This is a genomic window from Arthrobacter sp. SO5 (assembly GCF_020532805.1).
Classification (GTDB): Bacteria; Actinomycetota; Actinomycetes; order Actinomycetales; family Micrococcaceae; genus Arthrobacter.
This window is the reverse complement of the sequence record NZ_MQTQ01000056.1, coordinates 1-5,209: the sequence shown is the minus strand read 5'-3', so window position 1 is coordinate 5,209 and position 5,209 is coordinate 1. Positions and strand designations below refer to the sequence as shown.

At 59.9% G+C, this 5,209-nt stretch carries 4 protein-coding genes, 1 pseudogene and 1 other annotated feature; of the genes and pseudogenes, 3 read left to right on the top strand and 2 right to left on the bottom strand.

The genetic code is table 11. The annotated features are described in order from the left end of the window. Positions 1-572, bottom strand: a pseudogene (locus BJG92_RS10940) (transposase); the annotation flags it as partial. 646 nt (positions 573-1,218) lie between these two features. Between BJG92_RS10940 and BJG92_RS10930 the strand changes: the two are divergent. Next, complete coding sequence (locus BJG92_RS10930) at positions 1,219-1,887, top strand: hypothetical protein (RefSeq protein WP_232084037.1); 669 nt, start codon at positions 1,219-1,221, stop codon at positions 1,885-1,887. A gap of 609 nt (positions 1,888-2,496) precedes the next feature. Here the strand turns inward: BJG92_RS10930 and BJG92_RS10925 are convergent. Beyond that, positions 2,497-3,264, bottom strand: a complete 768-nt coding sequence (locus BJG92_RS10925; RefSeq protein ID WP_232084036.1) for an integrase — start codon at positions 3,262-3,264, stop codon at positions 2,497-2,499. Positions 3,265-3,470: 206 nt separating this feature from the next. Here BJG92_RS10925 and BJG92_RS10920 point away from each other — a divergent pair, with 206 nt between their 5' ends. After that, positions 3,471-4,679 carry a glycoside hydrolase family 55 protein gene (locus BJG92_RS10920; RefSeq protein WP_232084035.1) on the top strand — a complete coding sequence of 403 codons (1,209 nt, stop codon included), beginning with the start codon at positions 3,471-3,473 and terminating at the stop codon, positions 4,677-4,679. A 60-nt stretch (positions 4,680-4,739) separates the two neighbouring features. Further along, on the top strand, positions 4,740-5,054 hold the full coding sequence (locus BJG92_RS10915; RefSeq protein WP_232084034.1) for a transposase: 315 nt from the start codon (positions 4,740-4,742) through the stop codon (positions 5,052-5,054). Beyond that, positions 5,009-5,143 (top strand) — a sequence feature (AL1L pseudoknot). It overlaps the preceding gene by 46 nt. The last annotated feature ends 66 nt before the right edge of the window (positions 5,144-5,209 follow it).

The following is a 5,209-nucleotide window of genomic DNA, read 5'->3' as shown; positions in this document are numbered from 1 at the left end:
GTGGCGCATGATCTGCCGCACCAGCTCGGGAGAGCACTCGGTCTGTTCCGCGGCGAGGTCGGCGTGGATGCGCCGGTACCCGTAGGTGCCCTCGGACTCCTCGAAGAAGTGCTCGATCCGCGCCGTCAGAGCCTGCCGGCGCCCCGAGGTGGCCGATTGCGGGCGGGTGGCCCAGTGGTAGAAACCGGAGGTTGAGACGCCTAACCAGCGGCACATTCTCACGACCGAATTCAGGTTGGCGGGCTCACTTTTCTGGGAGTCGATGTATTCGTACTTGCTCACTACCGCTGCTCCCGCGCGAAGTAAGCGCTGGCTTTTTTCAAGAAGGCAGTCTCCGCCCGCAGCTCTTGAACTTCACGCTCGAGTTCCTTCAGCCGGGCCCGTTCCGACACCGTCAGATCCGCCTCCGTGCCGTTGTTGGCCTCGCGGTACTTGACCAGCCAGTTCCGGAGCGTCTCGGGGCCGACACCATACGAGGTGGCCACGTCCTTGATCGGCTTGGACGTGTTGATCACCTCCCGGCACAACTCGTCCTTGAACTCCTGGGTAAATCGCTTGCGTGATGCGGTCATGCTGATCTCTACTTTCGGTAGACCCCCATTTTAAGAGGGCCCACTGTCCGAAATCTCCACGGCAGCTCACTCTTAGCCTGATGGCCGTCCCGGGACGCGGTGCTCTATAGCCATGAGCCTAGGATCGCCCAAGCCTGGTTCGCAGTGAAGTCGAGAAGCAGTAGCTTGGCCAGGCATGTATTCTTCAGGGTTTGATCCGGTTCTCGCACCGGCCCTGGCGCGGTGCCGGGCATCCAGGAACGGTAAGTGCCAGCGCGGGCAGTAGGTCAGGAACGCGGCTCGGCGCGGAGTTAAAGTTGTGTGCCCGGCGGGTAATAGGTGAGCAGAATGACGTCGGTGGCCCGGATGACCCATGCGTCGTCCGGTAGGTCCCGAGTGGGTGCGGTGTTGGTCCGGGGCCGGCTTCCGGCTCAATCTTGGTCGGACAGGCCAATCCCTTAGCGTCTTAGGAACGACCGGGGACCGCCATGATAATGTAACAGGGCTACCGAAGCAGTGCGCGCCTGTCTACCCTGGGGAAAAGATCTTGAATTCTGTCTTAGCTGTTAACCAATTCAAAACCGGACTCGGAAACAGACTTCGCTTTACACTCAGCGCAGAAATCCTAGCAGCCTATCATGGGAGGCACTTTCAATTTGTTTGGCCAATGGATGACGGCTTCGGATGCAGGATCTCCGACCTTTGGGAATATCCGCTCGAGGCAGTCCCGTTAGAAAGGTCTAAAGAGATATGGGAAGAATTTCCCAGACAAACTGCAGCAACAGATTTCAATGCCCCTGAATGGGAGCGAGTCAACGTATGGCACGTTCATTCAAACGCGGCTCTCATCCTACCCCCAGGCGCCGATAGCTGGCAGCAACGACTATGCGGGCTTAAGCTGCAACCAACACTTGCATCCTCGGTGGAACAGTGGCGGAAGAAGCTGCCGGTCAGCTACGTTGGCGTGCAAATTAGGGCCCACGCGGAGTTGACCCATCAGAAGACTTTGGATGCTTCTCCTGTTGACTGGTTCCTTGAGCGTATGGAGACCATTCAAGAGGCTGCCCCTGACACTTCCTTCTTTGTATCGTGCGATGTCGAGGCAACGCAGGAGCGAATTTTCGCTGAAATCCCGAATTGCTTTGGACTGACCGCTAAGGGTGAATATAACTCAGCAGCGGCCCTACGGTCTTCGATTGTGGACCTGTATTTACTTTCCGGTTCATCGTACCTAATGGGCCCCTACTGGTCGTCCTTTGTGGAGCTGGCTTGGGAACTCGCCCGCCGGAGGATACCTTTGGAGACAAGCAAGCGGTATACGGCAGCTGGCCGCTAAGCCCATGCAGTGATGTGGTTTACTTTCGCGGCCTCAAAACCCGTCCGAGGACCGACTCGAACTGAGGACTGCGGAGATGGTGGTGACGTGCCTAGGCAGGGGTATCGGTAGAGCCCATTCGGATCGCGCGCCAACCCGATCTCGGCGAGGAGCCCGCTTTCGCAGTGACCCAGACCATGAGCCGGGATGCGGACCCGATGTGGTCGAACACCGTCCGCAGCCCTCGGTAGACGCACTTGGCCGTCTCGCCCCGGGAGCGCACATTCGAGAATGTGAACGTCACCATCAGGATGTGCAGGATCTTCCGGATCCCGGTGATGGCCTTTGCCTGACCGAAGTCGACTAGGGCATGTCTCCTAATTCCTTGAGCCAGATGGTGATCGCGTGGAGGACGACTCCGCCGCGGTAGGTCCGGACGAGCTTGTCATAGCGGGTGGCGAGGCCGCGCTATCTCCTCAACCAACTCGTTTCTGCAGGCGGACATGTCGCAGAAGGAACGGGCCATCGCCCGCGTCACGCCCTCGGACACCACACCGGGCCGTTTTCGCCCTCACGACCCATCCTGGCCTTCCTCGAGGCCCTATGATTATGCCGACAAACTCCGTGCCCTCACCCCGCTGAGCAGGACCGATACGAAAATGTCGGCATAACGTGAAGGTCGGCATAATCGGTGTCCAAACCAGTGAGCGGGAACGGCAGACGCTCGGCGACGGTTTCCATTGCTGCGAGGATCCATTTGTAGGCGCTGTTGCGGATTGCCACGTTCTCCGTCCAGCCGGTGAACACGTCGGTGGCAGTGAGTGTGCGGGCGAATTCCCCCACCAGGGCAGGGCCGCAGTGCGCGACCAGATCCGCCTCGATGAACCCAGGAACCTGCTCGTGTTCTTGTCCGGCCCGGCGCACCGCGATGGCGGAGCGGAGCTCGCTGCCGGCCTTCGTAGCGGACAGGCCCTTCGGCGCCATCCCCGCCCGGGTCGGCTTCAGAAGCCGGTCGATCGTGGCCCCGGAGACGGCCATTAGCTGGTCCCGGATTTCCGGGCTGAACCGGACATTCCGAAGCTCCCCGAGGGTCTCCAGCTTCGGCAGCCACAGTCCCATCGTCGCCGCGAGATACTTGCCCGACGGCGTCCCGGCCAGCCGCCAGACCCTGATTAAGGCCGTCAGCGTGTCGTATCCATAAGTCCGCGGCCGGGGCTTCCGCTTCGCCTTCCGGACCGGGGTCGTTCGCTTGAGCGCCGTGGACAACGCGCGGCGGGCATTGGCCCGGGACCAGCCGGTGACCGCGACCAGGTCATTCAGGATCCGGCCCTTGTCCTTCTTGGCCGCCCGTGCGTACTCCGCCGCGGATTGCTTGGTGATTTCCCTGCGCGCTGACAACGACAACCCCTGACTCATCCATCATGGTCCCAGCAGCACCGGGGCCGGACCCGTTTCGCGAGCATTTCCCAGATGAGGCACGCACCCCATTTCGCGAGCACTATTCGTGAGTCTCGTCGGAGGGTTGCGTTCGGCGCGTATTTGGCGATACTTAGGAGACGAGCTGGGGCGCGTATTCGTGAGTCATATTGCGGATTGGAGTGGCCGTGGGTACTGCAGCACGCAAGAGTGGAACACGAGGAATCGTCGTCGCCGTTATTGCCTGTCTGGGCCTGATCCTAGCTGGATGCCAGTCGACCCCTAGTACCGGTACCTGGGCGCCGCCGCTCAGCTCTGGCGGGAGTGAGCATCTGGCTAAGACGGTCAGTCATGGCGAGCTATTCATAAACCCCAAGAATGCGGTGTACAGCGCAAGGGGTGACGGGGTGGCCGACGATACGGCTGCGCTCCAGGCTTGGCTCAAAGCTGGTGGCTCCAGACTCTCAAACGGCACCTACCGGATTACTTCCGGGCTGACGATGGCCGGGGACAACCGGACCCTGTTCACCGAAAACGCGAAAATCGTTGCTGATGGCGTTGGCATCACAGCGTTGACCGTGACCGGTAATGGCAGCCGCGTGAGCGTCTATGTCGACGGTAAAAACAAGGCATCCTACGGCGTCAGAGTCACCGGCGCCTCAGCAATTATAGAGAATGGCCGCTACGAAAATTTCTACTCTACGACCGGGCCAGCACGCGGGATTGACGTCGCCACCAGCGGCGGAATCATCATCCGCAACAACATGATTCGCAGCGTGATCAGTGTCGGCGACGCGACTCTCGGGAACGGTAACGGCGCCTCCCGGGGAATCATGCTCAACGCCAGACGCGCAGCGACCGCCGCGTCGCTCATCTCCGGCAATATCATTAGGAACATCATGGGCGAGGAAGGCGACGCAATCCAGTTGCTGTTCTTCGACGGCACTGCCAATCCATTCAACGCGGGCAATGTGACCATCAGCGATAATCAGATCCTGAACGTCTCCCGCCGTTTCATCAAGGTCCAAGCCTCGAACGTAGCAGTCGAGCGCAATAAGCTCTACTTTGATTTAGCTACGCCCCCGGCAAACCCCAGCACAGCAATCGACGTCATAAGATCGGAGTACGTCAAAGTGGTCGGCAATGAGGTGGGCCCTAACCTGCTCGGCCCCTGTATTGCTGTAAATGGTGTATCGGCAGTACCAATTCGCGGCATCGAAATCCGAGACAATATTTTACGGCAGAAAGATACGAAGAGCGCAATCATCATCTACCTGAACTGGACGACCTCACCAATAGTCCAAGGAAACACTGTCTATGGCGGTCGTGTTGCAGTTTCAATAGTCTCGTCGACGAAAGCAGTCGTCCAAGGAAACCCCCGCTACCGCGGCACATAACGCAAAAGCTGAACCGTACCGGGTTTGATGCCGCTTCCTTTTTTGTGAAGGATGGCGATTATGCCCAAGCGATACCCCCAGGATCAGCGTGAGCGTGCCCTGCGGATGGTCCTGGACCACCTCAGTGAGTACGACTCCGTTTTTGCCGCCTGTTCCGCCATCGGACCGAAGCTCAATATCGGCAGGGAGTCCCTGCGCCGGTGGGTTCTCCAGGCCCAGATCGACGCTGACGAACGCCCCGGCGTCACCAGTGCCGAGCAGACCCGGATCAGGGAGCTGGAGAGTGAGAACCGGGAACTGCGGGAGGCCAACGAGATCCTGAAGAAAGCCTCGATTTTCTTCGCGAGGGAGCTCGACCCTCGCCGCCGCAAATAGCTGGATTCATCGACGAACTGCGTGCCGATGGCCACGGGGTCGAGCCGGCCTGCAAGGTCCTGCGTGAGCAGGGCGTGCAGGTCGCCCCGCGGACTTACCGGTCCTGGAAATCCAAAGCACCCGCTGTCCGGACTGTCACGGACGCTGCTATCGTC

Coding starts and splice junctions, on each gene's coding strand:
- BJG92_RS10915 (WP_232084034.1), top strand. CDS start 4,740: ATGCCCAAGCGATACCCCCAGGATCAGCGTGAGCGTGCCCTGCGGATG.
- BJG92_RS10930 (WP_232084037.1), top strand. CDS start 1,219: ATGGATGACGGCTTCGGATGCAGGATCTCCGACCTTTGGGAATATCCG.